The sequence below is a fragment of the Peptoclostridium litorale DSM 5388 genome (assembly GCF_900141635.1).
Taxonomy (GTDB): domain Bacteria; phylum Bacillota; class Clostridia; order Peptostreptococcales; family Peptostreptococcaceae; genus Peptoclostridium; species Peptoclostridium litorale.
Window position 1 is genome coordinate 36,835 of record NZ_FSRH01000010.1, and the last position, 22,907, is coordinate 59,741.

General features: G+C 43.9%; 20 protein-coding genes. 7 read left to right on the forward strand and 13 right to left on the reverse strand.

What is annotated here, in order from left to right:
- Positions 1-39: 39 nt before the first annotated feature.
- Positions 40-1,179 (reverse strand): efflux RND transporter periplasmic adaptor subunit, encoded by a 1,140-nt coding sequence (locus BUQ87_RS10025; RefSeq protein ID WP_038263785.1) that lies wholly within the window; start codon positions 1,177-1,179, stop codon positions 40-42.
- A gap of 114 nt (positions 1,180-1,293) precedes the next feature.
- A complete protein-coding gene (locus tag BUQ87_RS10030; protein WP_038263783.1) occupies positions 1,294-4,569 on the reverse strand; it encodes an efflux RND transporter permease subunit in 3,276 nt (1,091 codons plus the stop codon).
- Positions 4,570-4,894: 325 nt separating this feature from the next.
- On the opposite strand from BUQ87_RS10030, the gene BUQ87_RS15270 reads away from it, so the two are divergent.
- The 5 genes from BUQ87_RS15270 to BUQ87_RS10050 all read left to right on the forward strand — a co-directional run bounded on the left by BUQ87_RS15270 (position 4,895) and on the right by BUQ87_RS10050 (position 8,034).
- Entirely contained in the window at positions 4,895-5,059 is a 165-nt protein-coding gene (locus BUQ87_RS15270) for a hypothetical protein (protein WP_159434316.1), read from the forward strand.
- Positions 5,060-5,171: 112 nt separating this feature from the next.
- Entirely contained in the window at positions 5,172-5,357 is a 186-nt protein-coding gene (locus tag BUQ87_RS10035; RefSeq protein WP_038263781.1) for a DUF4177 domain-containing protein, read from the forward strand.
- Between the two features lie 88 nt (positions 5,358-5,445).
- The gene (locus tag BUQ87_RS10040) at positions 5,446-6,906 is read left to right on the forward strand and encodes a DUF5050 domain-containing protein (protein ID WP_038263778.1); all 1,461 of its coding nucleotides are present in this window, start codon (positions 5,446-5,448) and stop codon (positions 6,904-6,906) included.
- A 101-nt stretch (positions 6,907-7,007) separates the two neighbouring features.
- Positions 7,008-7,463 carry a YbhB/YbcL family Raf kinase inhibitor-like protein gene (locus BUQ87_RS10045; RefSeq protein WP_038263776.1) on the forward strand — a complete coding sequence of 152 codons (456 nt, stop codon included), beginning with the start codon at positions 7,008-7,010 and terminating at the stop codon, positions 7,461-7,463.
- 97 nt (positions 7,464-7,560) lie between these two features.
- Entirely contained in the window at positions 7,561-8,034 is a 474-nt protein-coding gene (locus BUQ87_RS10050) for a TVP38/TMEM64 family protein (RefSeq protein ID WP_077216507.1), read from the forward strand.
- 116 nt (positions 8,035-8,150) lie between these two features.
- On the opposite strand, the gene BUQ87_RS10055 is transcribed toward BUQ87_RS10050, so the two are convergent.
- From BUQ87_RS10055 to BUQ87_RS10070, 4 genes are all read right to left on the reverse strand, one after another.
- A complete protein-coding gene (locus BUQ87_RS10055; protein WP_052636039.1) occupies positions 8,151-8,975 on the reverse strand; it encodes a GGDEF domain-containing protein in 825 nt (274 codons plus the stop codon).
- A gap of 185 nt (positions 8,976-9,160) precedes the next feature.
- Complete coding sequence (locus BUQ87_RS10060) at positions 9,161-10,867, reverse strand: ABC-ATPase domain-containing protein (RefSeq protein ID WP_038263773.1); 1,707 nt, start codon at positions 10,865-10,867, stop codon at positions 9,161-9,163.
- Between the two features lie 98 nt (positions 10,868-10,965).
- The gene (locus BUQ87_RS10065; RefSeq protein ID WP_077216506.1) at positions 10,966-12,204 is read right to left on the reverse strand and encodes an MFS transporter; all 1,239 of its coding nucleotides are present in this window, start codon (positions 12,202-12,204) and stop codon (positions 10,966-10,968) included.
- A 48-nt stretch (positions 12,205-12,252) separates the two neighbouring features.
- Positions 12,253-12,912: an aspartate/glutamate racemase family protein gene (locus BUQ87_RS10070; RefSeq protein WP_161694551.1), complete on the reverse strand. Its 660-nt coding sequence runs from the start codon at positions 12,910-12,912 to the stop codon at positions 12,253-12,255.
- Between the two features lie 394 nt (positions 12,913-13,306).
- Between BUQ87_RS10070 and BUQ87_RS10075 the strand changes: the two genes are divergently transcribed.
- Together BUQ87_RS10075 and BUQ87_RS10085 are read left to right on the forward strand one after the other, a co-directional pair.
- A complete protein-coding gene (locus BUQ87_RS10075) occupies positions 13,307-14,326 on the forward strand; it encodes a threonine aldolase family protein (protein ID WP_038263770.1) in 1,020 nt (339 codons plus the stop codon).
- A gap of 619 nt (positions 14,327-14,945) precedes the next feature.
- Positions 14,946-15,605, forward strand: coding sequence for a YidC/Oxa1 family membrane protein insertase (locus BUQ87_RS10085; protein ID WP_038263765.1), 660 nt, complete (start codon positions 14,946-14,948; stop codon positions 15,603-15,605).
- An 80-nt stretch (positions 15,606-15,685) separates the two neighbouring features.
- Here BUQ87_RS10085 and BUQ87_RS10090 read toward each other — a convergent pair whose 3' ends face one another.
- The 7 genes from BUQ87_RS10090 to BUQ87_RS10120 form a co-directional block, all read right to left on the reverse strand.
- The gene (locus tag BUQ87_RS10090) at positions 15,686-17,008 is read right to left on the reverse strand and encodes a hypothetical protein (protein ID WP_038263762.1); all 1,323 of its coding nucleotides are present in this window, start codon (positions 17,006-17,008) and stop codon (positions 15,686-15,688) included.
- The gene (locus BUQ87_RS10095) at positions 17,001-18,320 is read right to left on the reverse strand and encodes a hypothetical protein (RefSeq protein ID WP_038263758.1); all 1,320 of its coding nucleotides are present in this window, start codon (positions 18,318-18,320) and stop codon (positions 17,001-17,003) included. The genes BUQ87_RS10090 and BUQ87_RS10095 overlap by 8 nt, the downstream gene beginning before the upstream one ends.
- Before the next feature lie 289 nt (positions 18,321-18,609).
- Positions 18,610-19,698 carry a stalk domain-containing protein gene (locus BUQ87_RS10100; protein WP_038263755.1) on the reverse strand — a complete coding sequence of 363 codons (1,089 nt, stop codon included), beginning with the start codon at positions 19,696-19,698 and terminating at the stop codon, positions 18,610-18,612.
- A gap of 166 nt (positions 19,699-19,864) precedes the next feature.
- Complete coding sequence (locus BUQ87_RS10105; RefSeq protein ID WP_038263752.1) at positions 19,865-20,137, reverse strand: 2Fe-2S iron-sulfur cluster-binding protein; 273 nt, start codon at positions 20,135-20,137, stop codon at positions 19,865-19,867.
- The gene (locus BUQ87_RS10110; RefSeq protein ID WP_038263750.1) at positions 20,134-20,646 is read right to left on the reverse strand and encodes a hypothetical protein; all 513 of its coding nucleotides are present in this window, start codon (positions 20,644-20,646) and stop codon (positions 20,134-20,136) included. The genes BUQ87_RS10105 and BUQ87_RS10110 overlap by 4 nt, the downstream gene beginning before the upstream one ends.
- A gap of 119 nt (positions 20,647-20,765) precedes the next feature.
- Positions 20,766-21,173: a hypothetical protein gene (locus BUQ87_RS10115; protein ID WP_038263748.1), complete on the reverse strand. Its 408-nt coding sequence runs from the start codon at positions 21,171-21,173 to the stop codon at positions 20,766-20,768.
- A 185-nt stretch (positions 21,174-21,358) separates the two neighbouring features.
- The gene (locus BUQ87_RS10120; protein WP_038263744.1) at positions 21,359-22,816 is read right to left on the reverse strand and encodes a flagellar hook protein FlgE; all 1,458 of its coding nucleotides are present in this window, start codon (positions 22,814-22,816) and stop codon (positions 21,359-21,361) included.
- Between the last annotated feature and the right edge of the window lie 91 nt (positions 22,817-22,907).

Consider the following 22,907-nt stretch of genomic DNA (forward strand, 5'->3'; position numbering starts at 1 on the left):
AAAAAGAGACCTAGGCCTCTTTGCATATGCTTTATTCTTTTATTGTACCATTACCAGTTTGCCGTCGTCCAAAAATTCTTTGCCTTCCACTACGACCTTGTCCCCTGCGCTTATTCCACGCGCAATCTCCACAATGCCTTCGTTTGAAATCCCCATTTCCACGGGAGTCCTGCGGGCAGCACTTGAATCGTCAACCACATATACATAGTCCTGCGGCCCCTCTGAAATCACAGCAGACTTTGGAATTAGTACGGCATCTTCTTTCGATCCCGTCTTAATGCTTATTTCAGCATACATCCCCGGCTGAATCCTCTTGTCGTCATCTGATATGCTTATCTCCACGGGATACGAGCCCTTTTTAGCCGTGTAAGATACGGAAGCCACCTCTCCGCTATATGTCCTATAAAGCGTATTGACGTATATTTCAACCTCCTGGCCCGGTTTTACGCTGTTTACATATTTTGACGCTATCGAAGCTTCAATAACCATGGAATCCTTCACAATTATAGTGAATCCGTTTTGTGAAGATGCAAACATGCCTTCATCAACACTTCGCTGTGTCACTATTCCGCTTACCGGGCTCTTTATGACATAATTTTCAGTCTGCTCGGAATACGACGAGCTTGTGCTGTTTAAATTCTTAAGGGCGTTTTCATATGATATCTTGGCGTTTTCAGAATTAATCCTCGAATTGTCGAGGTCATAGTCAGATACGGCACCCGATTCAAATAGCTTTTTCTTATCCGTATGTACCTTAAGTGCGTTGTCATACGCCATTTTTGCCTGCTCAACCCCGTTTGAAAGCTGTGCAAGATTTTTGTCCCTGTCTATGTTCAATGAGTCCATGTCGACAGTGAAAAGGATATCCCCCTTTCTAACCTCGTCTCCCACCTCGAAATAGACCCTGCTTACTTCACCAGATGCCTTTGCATTCACATTATATGTGCTTGACGGAGCCGCCTGGCCTATCGTGTATATCTCATCCGAAATGGAGCCCTGCTTTGCCGACGCCACAGTCACCGGAACCTGGTCGGCTGCATTTTTAATTTCCATAGAATCCGATTTTGCATCCTTTGGACCGCCGTGCGTTTTTGACATTCCCATTCCCGTGAATATGACTATGCCCGCTATGACAGCGCAGGCTATTATTTTTGATCTGTCTTTTATAATATTTTTCATAATAATCACTCCCGTTTCATACTCTGTAGTCCATAATCTTTTATATAGTTGAACTGATTTGAATTTTAAATTGTAATTTTGGGCCGCATACCTCAGCCCAGAATTACAATTGCATTATTTAAACAACCCCGTCTTTACAGACAGCTTTTCTCCCATGCTGTCAAAATTGTAATACATTATAGGAATTATAAGCAGAGTCAGAACTGTCGATGCCACAAGGCCAAATATAAGGGCAAATCCAAGCTGGCTGAATGTGTCATTGTAAAGGGCCAGCGGCAGCACCCCGCCTATTGTAGTAAGCGATGTAGCCAGTACGGGCTGGAATCTCGTCCTTACAGCTTCTGCAATGGCCGATCTTCTGTCCATCCCTTCCGATCTCAAATAGTTTGTGTAGTCTATGAGCACTATGGCATCGTTTACAGCTATTCCGACAAGGGCTACTACTCCGAACATCGCATAAAAGCCCAGGTTGTTTCCGGTTGCAATCAGTCCGAATATAACGCCTATTATTGCAAATGGCACTGAAAGCAGTATTACAATAGGCTGGAGCATTGAGTTGAACTGGATTACAAGCACTATATACACAAGCAGCAGCGCAATAATGAAGCTAAGTGCCATATTGCTCATCTGTTCATTGAGGTCCTTTGCATCTCCCCCGATTACTTTTGCCACTCCTTCAGGCAGACGTATGTCTTTTGTAGCCTCGCCAAACTGCTTGTTTATAATGTTCGAATTCATTCCCGGCTGTACGTCAGCCTCTACATATACCACTCTTTCTCCGTCTTCACGGTCTATCTTGCCTAAGCCCTGCTCATATTCTATAGTCGCCACATCGTGGAAGTTTACAAGGCTTCCGTCATTTGCAGTGAAGAATATCTTGTCAAAATCTCTTATGCTCTCTATCTTGCCGTCCGCATAGTAGATTGAAATATCGTACTCGCTGCCGCCGTTCTTGTACGCTCCCGCCTTCGTCCCTGAAATCTGGGTTCTTATTTCGGATGCAAGCGAGGATATGTTGAGTCCGTAAAGCGCAGCCCTGTTGTTGTCTATGTCTATATTCATCTCCATGAGTCCGCCCTCTGTGGTGATCCTTGGCTCCACAACTCCGTCGATCTTCACAAGCTCGTCCAGATACTTCTGCGCCATGCCGCTCAGCTGCTCCATGTCATCTCCTTTAAGCCCTATGCTCACCGGCGCACCGCTTCTCATCTTTGACATTGAATCCTTGACATCCACTGTGAACTGCGCACCTGGAATGCTTTTGACCTCTTCCCTTATGCTTGTTATCATCTGCGCGCCCCCCATTGCACGCTCGTCCTCAGGAACAAGTTCTGCAGATATGACAGCCTTGTAGTCGCCGCCATCTCCCACGTTCACAGTGAATGACTCCACGTCTTCATAGTTAAGCACTATCTTTTCGGCCTTAAGTGCAATTTCCTTTGTATCTCCAAGCATTGTTCCAATGGGAGCCTCTATGCTTATGTCTATGGCCGACGGCTCTTCCTCCGGGAATAGCTCAAACCTCAGCATCCCCATCGGGATTGTTGCAATCGCTGCTACAAACGTCACCACTGCAATCACTATTATGATGGCTTTTCGCTTTCCATTGACAAGAGTCCCGTAAATGAAATCTTTATACCTTTGTGTAAATCCTGCTTTGCCTGTCTTTTTAGCCTTTTCAGCAAGATGTACCTTTGCCGCATATATCCCCGTAAATGCCACTGACGCCATTACCGTCATCGGGGTGATTCTCCACTCGTTTGCAAATGCAAGCAGCGAAAGTCCGAATATGAAAGCTCCAGATATTATTCTGCCTGTTTTAGGGCTGAATCTCGATTTCTTTTCGCCGTCTTCCTTGTACTTCGAAAGGAATCTCGAGCACAGAGTAGGCGTCACCACCACGGACACTATTAGGGACGATACTATTATGAATATTACCGTCTTTGGCATTACGCTCATGAATTTTCCCATTATTCCCGGTACATATACAACAGGAAGAAATGCTCCAATGGTAGTAAGAGTCGCCGCAAATATCGCGGGTCCGACCTGGTTTGATCCAACCTTTGAAGCCGTAACCCTGTCCAAGCCCTCTTCCCTGAGTCTGTCCACATTCTCCATTACAACTATGGCATTGTCCACAAGAAGCCCCAGCGCTATTATGAATCCAGTAAGCGAAATACTGTTGAATGTGATTCCCCACTGCTTCATCATAAGGAAACTCATGAGCAGCGAAAGCGGAATTACCGTCGATACAATAAGCGATTCATTAAGACCTATGAATATGAAAATGACTATTATTACTGTTATAAGTCCTCCAAGCGCGTTGTTTATGACAGTCCAAAGATCCTCATTAACATCCTGGCTCTGGTCTGAAGTTATGACCGCTTTGACGTCGGATGGGAATATGTCTCCCGGAGCGTTTTTTACTATGTTTCTAAGCTCTTCGCAGGGCTTTACTATGTCAAATCCGCTGCTTCTGTAAACGGTTATATAAACGGCCGGAGTAGACTCTTCCTTCTCGCTCTCTCCTCTTATATATACCTGAGAGTATTCATCAGGCTTTTTGTAGCCGTCTTTTACCTGAGCAACGTCCCTTAGAAAAACAGTACTGTCTCCGCTGCTGAAAAGAATAAGATTTTCAATCTCCTCTACCGAACTGAAGCTCTCGTCGAGGCGCACATTGAACATTTCCTCGTCTATGGCCGCATCCCCGGCTGGAATGTTTACATTTGAAGCCTGAAGTATGTTTTTTAATGTTGCAACGTCCATTCCATACTCCCTGAGCTTGTTGAAATCCACTATCACCTCTATTTCCCTTTCATAGCCGCCCGAAAGATCAACTTCACGTATGCCCTTTACGTTTTCCATCTGGCTCTTCAGGTCTTCCCCGAACTCCTTGAGAGCCACCAGGTCATACTCCCCTGTAAGCGTCACCTTGAGAACCGGAATCTCACCTGTTTCCATTACTCCAACATAAGGGTCATACGCGTCGTCCGGCAGTGATATTTTTGAAATTTCGTTGTTTATCTCCTGCTCTGCATCATCCATGTCGTAATCGTCCTCGAATGACACCATGACCTGAGACATTCCCCCCTGCGTTGTCGACTCGACCTGTGTAACTCCGTCGAGCCCTTTCACCTTGTCTTCTATCTCTTCTGTGATGAGATTCTCGACATCCGTCACCGAGGCTCCCGGATAAACGGTCTGTATGACCACCTTGTTAAGCGACACATCCGGCACTGACTCCTTTGGCAGTATGCCGTATGTATACACTCCCATAAAAAGCAGTGTGAATATAATCAGATAGACCACCTTGAAGCGGTCTATGAACAGGGAAGAAATCTTCCCGAACAAGTTTTTAGGTTGTTTTAATTCTGGCAAGTCTTTCATGTAGGCCTCCTGTAATTTGTTTTCTTCTAAGTAACAATATACACAGGCACTCTTAACAAACTTCTATGTAATTCTAAATAAACTCTAAAGTGATTCTAAAAAATTAGAAATACTTCTTTGCAGCCGCTTTACATTCAAACATTTAACTATTTCTTTAGCTTAATTTAAACTTGAGTTAAGGTTGGCCACTTATAATATCCCCATGCATTAAAACAAATAGCAGCAACAATATATTCAAATTCAACGGCCTTGTACATATCTGCTGTCATCCATCAATGCAAATCTTGCGAACTGAAGTAAAAAAACAAATAAGGAGAATAATATTGTGGAAAGTATACTTATTGAGGAAAAAATATTCGATGAATACATTGAAAACGCTCAAAATGAGAAGGGCCTGCTCATATGGATTGAAAACTTCAAGGCCGACCATCCAGTACTCACAAAGAGGATTCCCGCAATCTATAACGATGAGCACGGCAGTATATTTTAAGCGATTATAAGCGATTCCACCTGTATAGGCTTATGCGGTGGACTCATTTTGGCATTTCCTGTTTTTGCTATGTTATAATATATATGTCAGCTGAAAAACAGGAGGTTTTATAATGTATGAATATAAATTTGTCAGGATTGACCTTAGTCCATTCGGGCGCAAGCCCAAGGAAGACCACCATGAAGTAATTGAAAAACACGCTAACAAGGGATGGCGTCTGGTTCAAATATTTGCCCCTGCCACTTCGGGTTACGGCGCAGCCAGTCATTACGAAATAATATTCGAAAGAGAAAAATAACAGTCTGCGTAGTCGACGCATAATCTTATATCTCCAGCCATGGATAGCTAAACCTGCATAAAAAATTTCCAAATAAGGAGATGGCCACATGTATTCACTATTTAAAAAGGTTACCGCAACCGCAATGCTTATAATTGCACTTGGCGCTTCATCTGTTTTCGCGGATTTCGACAAGTTAAACGAAACACTCCAACACTGCGTGATACTAAAAGTCAGCCGCCCCTACGCACTTGCCGGCGGGGGAAAAAAGCCCATTGACAGGTCCCAAGGCGGCACATCCCCATTTATAAGCGATGGAAGGACTTTTGTCCCCGCAAGGTTCATATCTGAAGCTTTTGGAGCCGCTGTGGACTGGGATTCAGCCTCCAGCACCGTGACCGTAAGCATCGATGGCGACACCATAAGCTTTAGAACAGGCAGCAGCGTAATGTGTGTGAACAGCATCGAAAAGCAAATCGATGCGCCCGCACAGCTTGTGAACGGGAGGATATTCATTCCGCTTAGAACACTTTCAGAGTCACTCGAAAAGTCTGTGCGCTGGGTGGACGGTATCATATTCATATCAGATAATGAGCCGGTGATTCAAGAGTCTGACATGAAGGCCTTAGGCCTTTTTTTCAATGAAGACATAAGGGGCAACACCTCTTCGAATATGCGAAACGGGGGCTTCGTGTGCACATATGATGGCTGGATATACTATGTAAACGAATCTGACAGTCGCAAGATATACAGGATGCGAGATGACAAGACAGGCATAGAAAAAGTTTCTGACATAGAATGCGTGCAGGATATAAACATAGCTAACGGATTTATATACGCATTCGGTGGATTGGAAGGCACTCTAAATGACGGTATTTACAAGATAAACATAAATTCATTTGGCGAATATGATTTTTTAATAGCAGACCCTGGAAACTCGACAGTTGTCGGAGACTACATATACTATATTGACTATTCAGGCGATTTGCGCAACTTATGCAGGATAAAAACAGACGGGACGGAGCCTGAAGTTCTCTATGGAAAAGACTGCAATAGCTTCGAGGTGGCTGGCGAGAACATATACTTTACAGACGAGGTCTACATAGGAGGTGGAAGCATACCCACATATACTCTTTACAAAATGGACATATACGGCAAAACTCTCCAGAAGATAGAAGATACGGTTCCTTTCGGAATTACAGTCGTTGGAGACTGGATGTATTACGATTGCGGCGATATAGGGGCTGAAGACATGTTCAAGCTTTTCAAATACAATCTGATCACGGGCGAAAAAATAAAGCTCACAGACAGGCCTGCACATGACTACAACATGTACGAGGATTTCATATACTATACTACAAGCAGCCTTGATGGAAACGACGAAATGGATGAAATGCACAGAATAAGCCTCGACGGACTCGAGGACACTAAAATCAAAATCGGAAAATTTTTCGAATTCAATATTGCAGGCGACTGGATATACTATACAGTAGACCACGAAGGCCGCCTCAGCTTCCACCGGATGAAACTCGACGGATCGAACGTTCAGGATTTTGACGGGCTCAAATAGCTTTTTTGATTAAAAACAACTTAATGCTCAGTGTAAAACTCTATTTGTTGGATATACATACTTAATATATGCAAATCAATGACCTAAAGGAGGTACTATTTATGAATATTGTAAGTCCAGCATTTGAAAACGAAGGCAGCATACCTTCAAGATATACTTGTGACGGAGAAAATATCTCTCCTGAGCTGAACTGGAGCGACTTTCCTGATGGCACAAAAAGCTTTGCGCTTATAGCTGACGATCCTGATGCTCCAATGGGAACCTGGGTTCACTGGGTGATATATGACATACCTTCAAATTTGAATTCTCTTTCCGAAGGCGTTCCATCCGATGAAATTCTTGAGTTTGGAGCAGTTCATGGCATAAACGACTTCAAAGACACAGGTTATGGCGGGCCCTGCCCCCCAAAGGGAATTCACAGATATTTCTTCAAGCTCTACGCACTGGATGATATGCTAAATCTAAAGCCCGGCCTTACAAAAAAAGCGCTTCTACACGAGATTAAGAGACATGTCTTGGCACAGGCCCAGATATATGGGAAATACAGTAGAATATAGGACATAACGAAAAATGTCTAACAGCTACCTGAAGATATAGCCAGCATGAAATCCTATTTCTATGAAATATTCCAAAAGGCTGATTTTGACCTAAAGTATGAAAGAAAGCTATGTTATTAAATTATACAAATCGTCGGCAGGAGTGGGATATATGAGTAAGCACTTTAAAATAATTACAATTCTTTTCACGTTCATACTTCTTCTATACTTGTCAAAACAGCTTGAATTAAATGAAATTTTGACTTTTGAAAATATATACGCCAATAAAATGCGCCTGATCCCTATTCTCCCGTTTTTCTTCATACATGTGGCAGCCGGGCTTACAAACATCCCTCTGCCCACATTTATATGGACAACCTCACTCGGGACAATCCCCGGAACTTTCGACTATGTATTTGCAGGCCACAATATAACCAATATAAAACACGGTTCCCAGATTTTATCACCTAATGTAGTTGCTGCATTTGTCATTTTCGGGATAATAACAATAGGACCCACACTCATAAAAAGCACAAAGAAAAAGAAAATAAAAATGGCTAATAGCTGCAGTAATGCTTCCTCAAAACCATGAAAATTTTGGTGCTATTTCTTATGATTCCATAGAAAAAGCACCAAAATGGCCAAATTCATCTATGATAATATAGAAGTCCTCTGCCTATGGTGCCTTTTTTGTATCAGCCATCTGCGCTAATCACTTATCCTGTTGCGGCCTTCGGTCTTTGCCTTATACAGGGCCTCGTCTGCCTTTCCAACCACCTGCTCCACCGTCATTCCATCACAAAATGTGCTTACGCCAAAACTCGCCGTCAAACTGCCGGCTTGCCCAAATGAGTGGTCTTCTGTTTTTTCCCGCAATGTTTCAGCCAGTATCATTGCTTTTCCAAGTTCAGTGTGTTCGCATATTATAAGGAATTCTTCCCCTCCCCATCTGCCTACAACGTCGGTGTTTCGTGTGTTCCTTTTGAGCAGACGGGCCATTTCGCACAGAACCTTGTCTCCAACATTGTGTCCGTAAGTGTCATTGACCCTTTTGAAGTGGTCTATATCCATAATCATTATTGAGCATCTTTCCCCGTATCTCTCATAGGATTTCGTCTGCTTCAAAAGCACCCTGTCAAGCACCATCCTGTTGTAGATTCCAGTGAGCTTGTCCGTTTCAGACAGTGTCTTCAGCTTTGAAATGAGCTTTTTATTTTCCCTGTTCACCCTTATCCACTGCATTACTGATTCTATGATCCCTGATATGCTTGCGAATGCCTCTTTCCACTCCTTGACAAGCTGTCTTTGGCCTTTAAAGTCAATAACCAGGAGTCTTTCTCCTCTTGGCATCAAACTGTCACGTATTTTAATTATCATTGTGTACTCTTCATGCTCCGATAGAGCCGGAAAATCAGTCTCACCTTTTTTTTCAATGACAAAGACCTTGCTGTCTCTTTCGATTCCACTTTTTTCAATATGGTCTCTTGCAAGTATTATTGTGAGTTTTTTATTTTCATCAATATATAACTGCATTATAACCTTCTATTTAAATAAATACTTGTCATTTAAATCTATTTGCCCAGGTATGTTATATTATTATATCATACCTTAATAAAATCTCCGGCCTCTATGGCTCATGTATAAATTTTAATCATTGAATAGAAAATTCAAATGCAAAGCCGCCACTGACAAAAAATCAGTGGCGGCAATCATTCCTGCTATTTTATTTTCAAATCCCTGAATCTGTTCAAAACGCCGATTATCTCGTGTTTTCTAGGGAGAGCCATATTGCCCGGATGGCCCTTGTACGGTGATAATGCGTCAAGACCCTTTGACTCCACCTCTCCATAGACCCTCTCCACAACCTGAGTCAGTGTCATTTTGTCATTTGCAATATTTTTCATGATATACTCCATAATAAAGCAGATTGCGCTTGTCTGGTTAGGGTCTACAAGCTGCTCCATATCCCTTATGTCTATATCAGTATTGTTGTACAATATCTGGTCCGTTCCCCTTGGCTTTATCTTTACGCCCTTTCTTCCAAGCGAAAACGAAGACCTTAAAATCGCCCTTCGGGGACTTTCCCCCATTGCAGAGCTTCCCTCGGCTTTCCTCTTGCTGCTTGCAAAGCTCACTATCTCCCTTGCAGCGCCGGTGACATCTCTTGGAGAATATTCGTCCATCATTATGACATGATCCGCAACCTCGAAGTAGTCGCCAGAACCTCCAATTACAAGTATTGTAGACACCCCTTTATTCTCATAAAGGCCCCTTACCCTGTCTATGAATGGAGTTATGGGCTCCTTTTCCTTTTGCACAAGCTGCTGCATCCTCGCATCCCTTATCATGAAGTTCGTCGCGCTCGTGTCCTCGTCTATGAGAAGAAGTTCAGTCCCTATCTCAAGCGACTCCATTATGTTGGCTGCCTGGGACGTGCTTCCGCTGGCGTTTTCAGTTGAAAACCTCACAGTGTCCTGCCCTGCAGGGAGGTTGCTTATGAAGGGCGATATGTCCACCTTTTCAACACTCCTGCCGTTTTCGGCCTTTATCTTGACCGCAGTGTCCCTTGTGGCAATGTACTCCCTGCCGTCTCCCTCTAAATGGTCATACACTCCAAGTTCAATCGCCTGAAGAAGAGTCGACTTTCCATGAAAGCCCCCTCCGACTATGAGTGTAACGCCTTCTGGAATTCCCATTCCCCTTACGGCTCCGCGGTTTGGCAGGTTTATCTCGATTTCATATTCCCTCGGGCTCTTGAATGGCACCGCTCCCTTTGCCATGGGCCTTTGCGAAACCCCGCTCTCTCGCGGAAGTATGCTTCCGTTTGCCACGAACGCCGAAAGCTTTCTACTTTTGACTTCCTCTCTCAAAAATTGCTGGTCCTCTGCAAGCCTCACCTGCTCCATGAGCTTCTTTTGGTTTATGGATTCAAAAAGCAAAGACGACTTTGCAATCTGAGGAATTGCTTCCGTCAGAAGCCTTCTGGCTTCAGCTGCAAGAACCCTCCTTCCCGCAGCCGGAAGGCCCACCTCTAGCCTTGCTTCGACCATGTCCTTGTCTATAACCACATAGTTTCTCTCTATTATCTCCTGACCGCAGTGTCCTATTGAAAGAAGGCCGCTTTTGCCCGATCCTCCTACGCGATCGTACAGCCTGTATATGTTCCTTGCAACAGTCCTGCTCAAGAAGTCGACTGTAGCCCTCCTCCTGCAAGGCGTGTCGTAAGCACCAGTTGGGAATCCCGCCTTTGATGCCGGTATTCTCACGCGCACCCTCGACGGCGATGCGAAAGGGTCTCCCTGGACATAGTCTATATGCAAGACTCCATCACCAAACCCATACTCTCCCTTCAGGTCCTTGTAAGCCTTATATCCCCTGCCGTCAATACTGTTCAATATTTTTTCGAGCTCCTGAAAAGACTTCAAATCAAATCCTCCTTTTGCACAGTTGCATTTATATATCCTGTAAATATAATTTTATAACAAATCATTTCATTTTGCCCCACAGCAAGGCTTACTTCCTCCTACTTTTTCGCCATCCCATCTGCTGCAAATTCCGGGCTCTCTTTTACCCTGCCGGCAACATAGAGGTTTACAAGTGAAAGCGACGCCGCCAGGAAAAATATATACTGGGGACCAAATCGGCTCCACACTATACCTCCAATATATGCGCAAATTATAGAGACTATGTGGTCAAGGCTAAGGCCCAGCGAAAGCGTAGGAGTTATGTCAAGAGGGCTCACAGCTATAGACCTTAGGTATATTGTCCTTATCATCCCCATCTGGGTGGACATCTGGTCAAATACGAACAGCGCATAGGCTGCCAGCACCGGCAATCCTGCAGTTGCAAGCCTTCCCCCTGCAAATCCGGCGCTCAGCATCCCATACGCAAGGTATACTACGATGAAAGAGAGCGCATCGGCATAGAGAAGCTTTTTGATGCCAAACCTGTCGAGCCATCTTCCCACTGCCGGTATGAAGAATATTCCTATGAAAGCCCCCACTATGCTCAAAACCGCAAGTGTGTCGGCCTTCTTGCTCAAAAGGTCTATGAGCACCCACGGCCCGTAAACCAGCATTATCTGCTTTTGAACGCCCCACATTACAACAAGAATGTAGTAATACCTGTATTCCTTCCTGAATACGAAATTCACCCTCTTGCTGCTCTTTATAGGCTGCCCTATTACCCTTTCGAGCGTTAGCAGCAAAACAAGCACCAAAGCTAGTATGCACGCCGCAATTATGAATATCCACTTTATGTCGCTTGTAAAGCTGAAAAATCCAGTTCTGAATCCAGCGAACACAAGCACCCCGGCAACCATTGTAAAACCCGTGGAAACTCCCTTGTACTGCCCCATCTTGCGTCCTATGCTCTCGTCCCCTATAAGCGACATTCCTATGCTGTCCTGAAGGGGCATGAACATGTGCATTCCCGCTGAGTTTATGAATATGAAAACAAGCATCACCGCAAATGTCGGAGTCACAAACCCTAGCGCTCCTATGCCTATTATGCTCAAAAGCTGCGCCACCATGGCGATTCTTATGTCCGAAAACATTGAAAGCGACGCAAGAATCAGTATTACAATGACCCCAGGCATCTCCCTTGGAAACTCTATAAGTCCCCTTTGGTAGGCAGTGACATTATAGGCATCCTTGAAGTAGTTTGAAATCACATTGTTGCTGAGCCCAAGCCCCAGCGCTGCAAGTGCTATAATCAAAAAATAAATATGCTGGGCCCTTTTTATATTTTCCCTTTTAAGCATTGTGTATGTCCTCTCTTTGCTTGCTGGAACTTTCCATGCACGCAGATTTTATTTTCTTCCAGCCACTATCATATCACACATGGCCTGCGATGGGTCTATCACCTTTACATTCGAAATTTTTTCCACTTCGCTTTTTATGTATGAAAAATGGGTGCAGCCGAGTATCACCGCCTGGGCCCCTATTTTCTCGTAAAATCCCATTACATTTTCAAGTAGAAAATCGTCTGCTATGTCGCCTGCGCTCTTTTGAGATTCTATCGCCTGAACCAAAGGAAGCACCCCTATCCCCACTACATCGCAGCCTGGATTCACCCCCTGTATGGTCCTTTCAATTCCTGCACAGCTTTGGTTGTTTGCCGCCATGACCCCTAGAATCTCGTATTCCCCCGCGATGTTCCTGTATACGTCAAGAGGGGTCACCACCATTATGTCCTCTCTGCGGGATATAACATCCATGTCTACGGCTGCGCTGAGCGAATTGCAGTATACCATTACGGCGCTCGCCCCTCGGCCTTTCGCTCTTCTTACAATTAAAGCGACTTCATTTGAAAGCTCTTTAGGCGAAAGAATCTGAAGCCTCGACTGCTCCTGTGGTGATGAAGACACCGGATAGGCCTTTGCCTCAATCCCCCTTGCCCTTAAAAAATCAACACCCATTTTGCTGTCTACGGGAGTTCCCGCAATTACCCCTACACTTATCTCTTTCAATGCTATTCCCCCAGTCCTTATGTATGTTTGTGTTTTGCATCCAACTATGTAGTCATTATTATACAGTTTTTGAAAATACATGCCAAGCATATAGATTTTTTTCATATAAATTTCAATTCCCGGTTCCAGCAGCCTCAATTTCATGCAGATATTTTGCGCACCAAAGTGAAGCCTTAACATATCTTAAGAATTCACTAAGGCTATCCATATATTCGGCTGGTAGTGCTGATAGTATTGTTGTCAAAGTTAATACCTCATTTTTTATTATTTTCCAACACATCTCATTCTTTGACATTTCAACCATTTGATTTTAAACTGTATTTAGCTGAAGAATTCAACTAATGCGGCCAGCTGTTTTAGATAGTGCTCAAAACAAATTACAGGGGGGATTAACATGTACAGTTTTAAAAACGACTACAGCGAAGGGGCTCATCCAAGAATACTAAACGCGCTTATGGAATCAAACATGGTCCAGGAAGAGGGCTATGGCTACGACAGGCATACTCAAAACGCAATTTCCAAAATAAAAGACATGATAGGGAACCAGGACATAGACGTTCACCTCATAGCCGGCGGTACCCAGACAAACCTCACTGCAATAGGGGCATTCTTGAGGCCCCACGAGGCGTGCGTATGCGTACATACCGGGCACATAGCAGTTCATGAGACAGGGGCAATAGAATGCACGGGCCACAAGGTGATAACAGTGGACTCACCCGATGGAAAAATAACCACCGGAAAAATACAGGATGTTTTAAATGCCCATACAGACGAACACTGCGTAAAGCCCAAGCTGGTATACATTTCAAATCCAACGGAACTTGGCACAATATACACAAAATCCGAGCTTGAATGCATAAGCGAGTTTTGCAAATCAAAAGGCCTTATTCTGTATGCAGACGGAGCAAGACTCGGCTGTGCAATTTGCGCAAAGGAGTCTGGGGTTACGCTTTCTGACATGTGCCGTCTTACAGATGCATTTTTCATAGGCGCAACAAAAAATGGAGCTCTTCTGGGGGAGGCCCTGGTAATTAAAAATGAGGTTCTCAAGGAAGATTTCAGATACCACATAAAGCAAAGGGGGGCTTTGCTTGCCAAGGGAAGGCTTTTGGGAATACAGTTTGAAGAGCTTTTCAATGACGGGCTCTATTTCGAACTTGCAAGCCACGCAAACGAAATGGCAAGGCTCTTGGAGGGCGGTCTTAAAGATGCAGGTTGCGGCTTTTTGGTAGACTCCCCAACAAACCAGATATTCCCAATACTCGAAAACAACCTCATAGAAAAACTCGAAAAGAAATTCAGATTTTATTCATGGGAAAAAGTGGACGATAATCGCTCCGCCATAAGGCTTGTGACTTCATGGGCAACCCCAAAAGATGCCGTGCTCGAATTCATAAGAGAGATTCAATCGTAAAAAATATATATTTTCAGATTTAAAGGCAAACTGGGCCCATTCATCACATACCAAAAAACATACAGTTCTCCACTGGGCAATGCCACATATGATGAATATGTCTGGAAAGAAAGTGGCATAGTTTATAGAGCCAAGTTCACACTTGACATAGATGAGAAGGAAAAAATACTTGAGGCTCTTATAAAAGAAACCCCTTATGATTAACCCTTATTGTTTCTATTTCCCGGGAAACATCAGTTTATTACACAACTATATGCACTCCATTTGTAAAAAAAGGACTTTCATGGTAAAATATAGCGTGTATTCTCATATCATACAAGGAGGTGGAGTCTGTGTTTCAATTTGATATTTCTCAATTCATGCATCTTTTCATGATTTTGACAATCATATTTTTTGTAACATATTCGACTGTCCATCTTTTTGAATATTTCAGGCAAAAAAACGGCATAGAGGCAAAGTCCGCCCGCTTAAGGAATATAGTTCAAATATTGTCTGAAATGCAAATATCAGATTATGATCCGTACCATAAGTACCGGGTATGGATATATACCAGTTTAGGTTAATTAAAGACAGTCTTTCAGCTTGATTTTTAAAATACAAAATAAGGAGACTGGCTAACATGACTGTCATTTTTAACTTTTTAAACGGATTTTTGAGTAATATAAACCTGCTTACAGGCGACTGGGGAATTTCAATAATAGTTCTTACAGCCATAGTCAAAATTGCAATGGTACCCCTTTCAATAAATCAAAAGAAAAGCTCTGCCCAGCAAAAGGCCATGGCCGAAAAAATGGATGAGTTAAAGAAAAAATACGAAGGCGAGAAGGAAAATCTGCAAGATGAAATGGCAAAGCTTTCTATGGAAGGTGCTGGCAGCCTGCTAGGTATTTTTGCATCCCTTGTTCAGATTCCGGTTATGTACACCCTCTACAGGGTTTTTTCCTCAATGCCGGCGGAAATCGGGAGCGCCATAGTCCCCTGGGTTGCAAGCATAAGGCTTAATGACCCTTATTACATTGTTCCAATACTGTCAGCAGGAGTTCAGCTTCTGCCTGGAATAGCCGCAAGTATTGGTCTTTTGAAAAATTCAGGCAGGCCTAAAATGTCACCTGCCGCAATGATTGTTCCGGCTGCAGTAAGTATACTGTTTCTGGCAAAGGCACCTGTAACCATAGGCATATACTGGATAACCTCAGGATTTTTAGGATTTCTGGAGCAGCTCATATTTTCTCTGGTTGAAAAAAAGTCGGAAAACACAGCAGGTGGTTTGGCGAATTAACAGCTTGAAAGATGCAGCATATAATATGCAAAGGGTGAGGGTTTGAATGTTCACATTCAAACCCTCACCCTTTATCTGTCTTATCTGCTCATTTCACCGCCCACCCTGTTAAAATACAAGTTCTCGCTCTTTTTAAAGTCCACTTTTTCTCCGGTGTCCGCGTCAAAAATAAGGGTGTACAGCTCTTCGCCGAATCTGACAAAAACCCTGTACTGAAGCTGTCCGTTAATGTCTCTCACAGTCAACACCCTCTCCGCATCGTTTCCTTTCAAGCTGGAGCGGATATCCTCTTTTGAAACGCCGGCTTCAGGCATTTCCATTCCAATCCTGCCAAACGGGTCAGATATGTACAGCTCATTAAGAGCCCCGGATGAATTTATTGAAATTCCAGCCGCATGGGATTCATCGTACACATCGCCTCTTTGGCTTATGAAACTGTATTCTATTCTGTCGATCTCATCATCACTTTCCCACTTTTCCCTGCCATAAAGCACATAGCCTTCAGGTACGAAAATGTCCATAATCTCCCTTGCCTTTTTGTCCAAATCCTCATCTTTAAGCCCTTCTATAAAAACCTGGCTCCTTTTGTACATGCTAAGGCTTCCGCTATTTTTGTCTATGCTTATGCTGTACATGTCTTCGTCCCGTCCATCATCCCACGAGTTGTAAAACTCATATTCAGGCTCCCCGGGGCTGCCGACATTTTCAATCGCCGGCTTTTCACCAAACAGTTTTTCAAGCACATCCGCCGCCATTTCTTCTGCCTGCTTCTCGCTTATGTTGAACTCTTCATCCATGCCATTTCCTTTCATTCCCCCGTCTTCATAATAGGGTCTGTATCTCGTCATATCCCTGTATTCCTGCTCGCTTGCCATTTTATTTGCCCTGGAAATAAACTCCCTGTACACCTTTTTGATTGTAGCCCCGTCCCTTTTAAAATCGTATTCGTCGGTTTTGTTTTCACTTAGTATCTCGCCATATGACTCTATAAGCCTTCTGTTGTAGCTGTGCGCGCTTTCAAGGTACTCCTCGTCCTCTTTGCTCAGCTCACCCTTTTGCCTTATGGCGTCCATGGTCCATCTAATATCCCATATGTCATCCCAGTCGAAAGCCCCCTTTTGCATGTTGAATTCGGTTTCTATCTCGTCGTCAAACCGTGCAAGACTGAATATGTGGTCTGTGTATACCCTGCATTTTTCTTCAATATCCTGCTCCATGTATATCCCAAACAGGGCCTTGTTCATCTCCTTCATTTCCTCGACCGCCTCTTCAAGGTCCCTGTCCACCCTGCCATAAAAATATGATTTTGAGCTGCGGTTTTGCATTGCAGACCCGGCCAAAAGCAGAGCCAGCGCAATTACGGCGACTTGGAGCATCACTTTATTCGAAAACATGCTATTCACCAACCCCACCTCCTAGCGCTTCAGCTGGCATGTCCAAGAATTTCATGACAAAGCAGCTCATGTACGGAAACAGGAAAACTCCCATTGCAATATTTGCGTATTTCGCCTTGTCAAGAGTCTCCATAAGTGCGTATGTATCACCATGGTACACCCCCAGAACTGCGGCTACCGGGAGTAACTGAATTGCCGAAACTGCTACCGCAAACGCAACCTCTCTGGAATATTTTTTTATTAAAAGCGCATTGAGTGACGTATACGACACATTCTTATCGGCCAAGCTGGCTATGTATGGAATCAGATATATCCTGTACACCGTGAAAAGACCGGCCGCCGCCAGCAGCATGCTCCACAGCACTTTGTAGCCCACTTCCAGATTGCTTGCCAGGCACAGGTATCCAAGCCCTATGAACACGAGCATTATCAGCTCCACTGCTATCGCCGCTCCAAAATACCTTCCTATCCTGGTTTTTGCATGCTCCCAGCCCATGTCAAAGTCAACATATTCTCTCCTTTGCGACATGAACGCCCTGTAGTTCATGCCTATCTTGGCCAGATACCCAAAATATATGCTCCCTGCTATCGCCATTAAATTTATCAGGGGAGCCTTTAATACAATTTTCAGGAGCGCGAATACGAGTATTATTATGCTGTACTTCATGTAATCCCCTATCCCGCTTTTATACTCCGTGCAGGCTCCATTGAAAATCTCAGGAATCGGCATATGCCCCTTTTCAGCATCAGCCTGGAATTCAACAGCCAAATCCGGACGGTGCCTTTCTATGGCTTTTGGAATTTCGCTACAGCACAAAAGCCTCCCAGTCGGTACAAAATAGTCCAAGCGGCCTCCGGAGCGGTTCGATATTCCTATCTTCATCCCGTATTCAGACACAAGTCCCCATATCCCCTCTCCGTACTGGAATTTTATGCCTCCTATATGTTCCCAGGCGTAAACTTCTCGCGGCTTTTCCCTAAACATGGTATACACTTTGATTCCCTCTTCATCCACAATAACCCTGCCCGTCTTGAGAAAATACTGGTAAAGTATTATTAGCTCTATCGCGCATATTATGAGTGTTCCAAATGCTCTTACGGCATACCTTTCGCTTTCGCGCCCTCCGCTCATGCTTTCTCTAAGCTCTTCAATCTCTGTATTGGAGCCTTCTTTTCCCCTGCCCTCGTCGTATTTTTCCAGCGCTGTCTTGTATTCCATTGTATTTTCGACTGACATGTATGTAACCATGCCACTTGCCATAAAAAACACCAGCAGGTATATGATCAGTTTCCTGTTGCCCAGCCTGTACACGTTTTCCATAATACGTCCCCCTGTGCTACCGTTTAAATAGTCAATATGTTTATTTGTTTTCACATACTAATTTTACTTTAATATCAAAAATTTTACAAGTGGCATGCCTCTTTTTCTGCACCCCCGCTCAACCTTGAAAAAACACGCTGAAGCTAGCCCTTTGGTTATGTTACAAAACAATATTATGGCATAAAAAAATGACTGCAGGCCCGGCAAATTCTCGCGGGCCTGCAGTCATTTTTTTATATTTCAAATTTTCATATTTTATAAGCGGTTGTTGCCATTTAGTCAACTCTTGCTAGTATACAACATATCCACTGGTTTGCGGCGGTATACTCATAGTCATTATCATTGAGCATACCACGTTTATATGCTCTCCTATTTTGGCTTCCTTGTTGTAGTATGTGTACGCCTTAGATGTGTGTATAATTATTTGGTCATTGATGTCGTTTGAATCCTTGACATTGGATATTGTTATCGTCATAGTCCCCGTCTCGTCATGTCTTATGTCCTTAACGTATCCGGAATGTATCTGCGCCTCCATGTCTCCCAGCTTGAGGTCCCCATTGTCCACAGTAAGCCCTCTTCCAAGTATTTCGGCCAAGAACTCCACAGGTACGTAAGTGCTTCCGTCTACAATCTGAGGCGCCGCACTGAGCTCAATAGGAGCCATTTTGTTTTTGAAGTATGAATTTTTGCCTATGGTAATCGAAGTCCATTGAGCTCCCTTTGAAATCTCAACTGATTTTGTCTCTTCTTTCCACTCCACGTTGTATCCCATTGCCCTTAGGACATCGGCTGCCGGGAACATTGTAATCCCGCCGATTTTCTTAAGTCCGCCTTTAGATTCAATCAACGCGTCATTGTAGTATATGTCTGCAGATAGCGTCTCCTCTTCCTCTCCATTGTTTATTGAAACCACCTTGTCCTCCTCTACAATCAGCTTTTCGCCGCTTTTGTAGACAAGTAGCCTAAGGCTTTCAGCCGGATTTTCTTCTCCAGCCCTATTCTTTGTGAAGCTTATGGTAGATACTCCGTCGCTGTTTACTCTAAATGAAAACTCCTTCTTCCCAGGAGCTCCCAAAAGCTCTGTATCCATACCGATGAAATTCTCTCCCTTAGATGTAATCAATGCCTCATCTTTAATCTTTGCCGACCACACGTAGCCAGTCGATGGATTCTCTTCCAGTATTACCTTGAACTGGTCTTTAGACTGCTCCACTTCAAAAGGCGCCGTCTTTTCATATAGTTCAGGCACAGCAGTGTCCACTGGCGCTGAAATTGCCACGGCCTCCACGGCCCTTTCCGGTATTGCCTGCGCAGATACCGAAGAAACTCCCGACATCAACATAACTCCTGCTAAAAACATGCTCATTTTTCTTTTCATTTGTACTACCTCCTGTATATTCTCTATGGTTTTTTGCTCTTTATATACGGTTAGACGATTGGCCTTCAAAAAAGTTCCCGAAAAAAATTATTTTTTTAAATTTTTTATTTTCCAGAGAATATACAAAAGATTTGTAAACATCTATGACACTTGTAAATCCTAGTTTTTAGTCCTCAAGAATAATTTTTGAGTCTCCAAGTATCTCAGCTTCGCATGCAAGCCTGTAGCCCTGTTCAAGCTGTTTCTTCGTAAGAAGTTTTTGCTCCGCCTTCGAAGGCCCTGAAACCTTTCCATCCAAAATCTTAACAAGACACTTTCCGCATTTTCCCTTTCCCTTGCAGGGCGCCTTTATCTTAACCCCCTCTTTTTTAGCCAGTTTTAAAACAGTCTGCTCCTTTTTAGTACTGTATTCCCTTATGAACTGTACATTACTTCTCATTCAAACCACTCCCATTGTCTTTCGGAAAACTCATCTCTATAGTATACCCATTTTGTATTGTATTGAATCCGTAATACTTCAACTCTTCTACTTTGACAACAGTGTCCGAACCTACATATTTCCTCTCCGCTTAAATATGTTCTGGCTACGCTTTTTGCATCCCTGCCATGTTTGACCGCATTGTCTACTCTGGCAGCAATCGAAACTCCTTCAATTCCGTCTTCCAAAGGATGCATCACCTCAGCCTGGCTGGAATCCTTCACAAGCCCCTCAGGCGAATAGTAGCCCGTGGCTAAAAATGACGCCTGCGGCCTGTCGGCATAGCGTCTGTCTATGGCAAGCATCCTAATTTCCCTTGTGTCGGCATGCTCGTCATCACGCATATTTTGAAGCTCTATTGTCCCCTTTATTTTAACGCTTTTTTTCAATATGTCTATGTCAAATCTGTCTTGATCCTCCCTGAAGCCGTCTATGTCACTTACAAAAATTCCATAGTCGTCAATAGGCATTCCATTCTCATCAAACAGCGAACCGTTTGAATATCCGTAAGCCGGGTCTATCTCATATCCGACACACAGGACTCACATGCCGGCTGACATTTCATAATTGCAGCTGTTTTGTCCCTCTTTTATGTAAAAAGGCTTTGAATATACTTTCTCCGGGAAACCCTTGTTCCTTGATTTGACATGCAATATTCGATTACCTCTCCGCGTATTCCTCCCTTAGGGGCAACTTCTCGATTTGGCAGTTTCACTTTTCCCTTTAAATAGAATGTCTCAATACCCTCCTGATCGTATTCCCTCCAGAAAGATATTCCCGGAACCTTGTCGAATTCAGTTATCTTTACAAGCGTGTATCCCCCTATATTAAAACCTTCCAGCCTGATGCCGTCCACATATACCTGTATGTTGCTGTGTAGAGTGTTTCCGCCCTTCCCGACACGTCTTACCGTGCCTGTCCTTTTGATATCTGCAGATGTAAGACTTGTAATCCTTTTTCTGCCATCCCATGCCCTCTTGTACCCGTAAAACTCCAAGTCCTCAACACAAATGCAAATGTCGTCACTGACAACATATGTAGGTATTGTCCTGTCCTCATAGTCCTTTACGTGTATAGTGACTATGGCTTATCCTCTATATTCATGTACACTGTCCCTTTGTCTTCATTAAAAAAGCACCTATTTTTCAATAGATGCCTGTTGTTTCAATCTTTTATGCGGTTTTACCTTTTCAAGTTTATGAGCTCTTCAAGCATTTGGTCCGCCGTATTTATTGTCCTTGAGTTTGCCTGAAAGCCTCTTTGTGTTTGTATCATATTTGTAAACTCCCTGCCCAGATCCACATTAGACATTTCAAGCGCTCCAGCTATTGTGGCTCCGAATCCATTGCTTCCTGGAAACCCAATCATGGCTATTCCAGAATTGGAGGTCTCTTTATACATATTTGATGACACTTTTTCAAGGCCCTCGGGATTTTTGAATTTCGCAAGTGCCATCTTGCCCATAATCGATTTTTGCCCGTTTGTGAAAACACCTATTATATCCCCATTATCACTTATTCCAAAGTCTTCAAGTTCACCCTGCTTGTATCCGCCAACCTCTTCCACAGAAAGCGAGGACTCGCTGGCAGCCTGTGTTATTGTTGGGTTTCCCTTTTCATCCTTGAACGAAAGATTGAAGTTGAACGTATCGGCCCCATTCGGGAAGGGACCGACAAGTGTTGTATTTTCCATGTCTACATCCGGAACACCATTCTCGTCAAATGACAGGTCAAACTTTTCACTTCCTAGGGTTTCCCCTACATCCCCAACAACATCGAGCTCGACGCTCCACTCGCTCGGCTCAAAAAAATCTGCCGGATTTGCATCTTCAGCAGAGATAACATAGTCGTCTCCATCCTCTGACACGCCGGCCTTCATCTTTCTATTTACGCTCATCTTTATTGTATGCTCTCCGCCCATCTCGTCATATACTGTAAATGTGGTCTCCCTCGCGACTATGCTGGACTTGCTTATCCTGAATTCGTCAAAAGTCCCATCTCCATCCGTGTCCTTTGCACTGACCTTCGCATCAAGCCCTGTTTCCGAATTTATATTGCCTTCGAATTTCACATCTCTGGAGGTTGACTTCAAATCCGGGTCGCTTCCATTTCCCTTTTGGCCCGTGCACTTTGCAGGGAATGTCGTTGCCTTCGATATCACAAGCCCTTCCAGTTCATCGTTGAGTAGGGCGTTTGGCCCCATGGTTCCGTCCTTTACACTGTGGCCCAGTACCTTGAAACCTCCTGATGAAAGCAGGTTTCCATCTTCGTCCACGCTCAGGTTCCCCGCCCTTGTGTAGTATCTGTTGTTGCAGCTAGGATCATCCGACACCATAAAGAATCCTTCTCCGTATATCATGATGTCCGTGAGAATATCAGTCCTTTCGATGGCCCCAACCGTCTGAAAGCTGTCTATTGATGAGACGTCTATCCCAAGGCCCACCTGCATGGGATTGCTTCCCCCTTTGCCTCCCTCAGCAGCCGAAGCCCCTTTTATGGTCTGGCTGAAAACTTCTTCAAACTGCACTCTTGAGCCTTTGAAGGCTATTGTATTTACATTTGCAATATTGTTACCTATTACATCCATCTTTGTCTGGTGCGCCTTGAGCGCTGAAATTGCAGAATACATGGATCTCATCATAGTATTTCCTCCCTGTCAGGCTGGAGTAGTTCAACCTGGAAATATTTGCATGCCTCGTCTTCCAAAAATAAAAATTCACACACCAGCTGCC